1 protein-coding gene is annotated in these 1,561 nt (G+C 70.8%); it reads right to left on the reverse strand.

Annotation, left to right across the window (positions count from 1 at the left end):
• Positions 1-1,462: phosphocholine-specific phospholipase C (locus tag AC27VN_RS41090; protein WP_490880456.1), on the reverse strand; the 1,462-nt coding region annotated here is incomplete at its 3' end.
• Positions 1,463-1,561: the final 99 nt, after the last annotated feature.

A 1,561-nucleotide genomic window follows, 5' to 3' on the forward strand; every position in this document is an offset into this window, starting at 1 on the left:
CGGCCTGCGCGCGCGTGGGCGCGGGCACGAGCGCGGGCCGGGCGCCGTTGGGGTTGCGGAAGTCGAAGCAGGACATCAGGTCGCCGAACACCGCGCGCCGCCACGGGCTGATGTTGGTCTCGCGCACGCCGAAGCGCTGTTCGAGGAAGCGCAGGGTCGAGGTGTGGTCGAAGGCCTGCGAGTTGACCCAGCCGCCCACGCTCCACGGCGAGATCACGAGCATCGGCAGCCGCGAGCTGGCGCCGAAGGGGCGGCCGTCGGGCGTGCGCTGGCTCGAGTCGCCGGCCGGCGCCGGCATCGTGTAGTACTCGTTCGCGATGTCCACCGTCGACTTGCCCTCGTGGCTGCCGTCGGCGTTGCGCCACGGCGGCGCCGGCGGCGGCACGTGGTCGAAGAAGCAGTCGTTCTCGTCGAAGTTGATGATCAGCACTGTCTTGCTCCAGACCTCCGGGTTGGCGGTCAGCATGTCGAGCAAGGTCTGGATGTACCAGGCGCCCTGCTGCGGCACCGACATGCTCGGATGCTCGCTGTAGGCGCCGGGCGCGACGATCCAGCTCACCTGCGGGAGCGTGCCCGCGGCGATGTCGTCGGCCACGGCCTGCAGGAAGCCGCCGTCGGGCATGGTGTTGCCGAAGCCCTTGTAGAGCGGCGACAGCGCTTCCATCGCGGGGCCGTAGGCCGCGTTGGGCGAACCCTGCGCGCGCAGCTGCTCGTCGACCGCGCGGTAGGACGCGAAGGCGACCAGCTGGTTGTTGTTGCTGTTGTTGCCGGGGCGCGTGTAGACCTTCCAATTGACGCCGGCCGCCTGCAGGCGCTCGGGGTAGGTGGTCCAGTTCAGGCCGTCGCCCGAGGGGCCGAGGCCGCCCCAGTTGGCGTTGGTGACGCAGGCGCGGCCGACGACGTTGGCGCCGTTGGTGCCGCTCCACAGGAACATGCGGTTGGTGAAGGTGCCGGTGTGGATCGACGTGTGGTACGCGTCGCAGACCGTGAAGGCATCGGCCAGCGCCCAGTGGAACGGCAGGTCGGACTGGCGCAGGTGGCCCATCGAGATCTTGGTGTTCTTGGCCTTCGGCCAGGCCGCCATGCGCCCGCCGTCCCAGGCCGCCTGCTGGTCGCCCCAGTCGTGCGCGCCGCCCACGCGCAGCGCGTTGCCCTTGGTGGCGTCGAGGTAGAAGGGCTGCACCGTGTCGGCCGCGCCCTGCTGCAGCCACACCGGCTGGCCCGAGGCCATCGGGATCGTGAAGCGGTCGCTGAAGCCGCGCACGCCGGGCATGGTGCCGAAGTAGTGGTCGAAGGAGCGGTTCTCCTGCATCAGGATGATGACGTGCTCGACGTCGTTGAGCGTGCCCGTCGCGTTGTGGGCGGGAATGGCCAGCGCGCGCTGGATGGCGGGCGGGAAGGGCCCGAGGGCGGCGCTGGCCGCGGCGGCGCGCAGCAGGGCGCGGCGGTTCAAGGTGGTCATGGTGATCGGCAATGAGAGTGGCTGGCCGGACGCGTGCGCTCAGGGCGCGCAGTCGAGCCTGGAATTCCGGACGGGAACGTCGGCGCCGGATTCGGCGCC

It is taken from the genome of Variovorax sp. 20P10.2.4 (assembly GCF_058244205.1).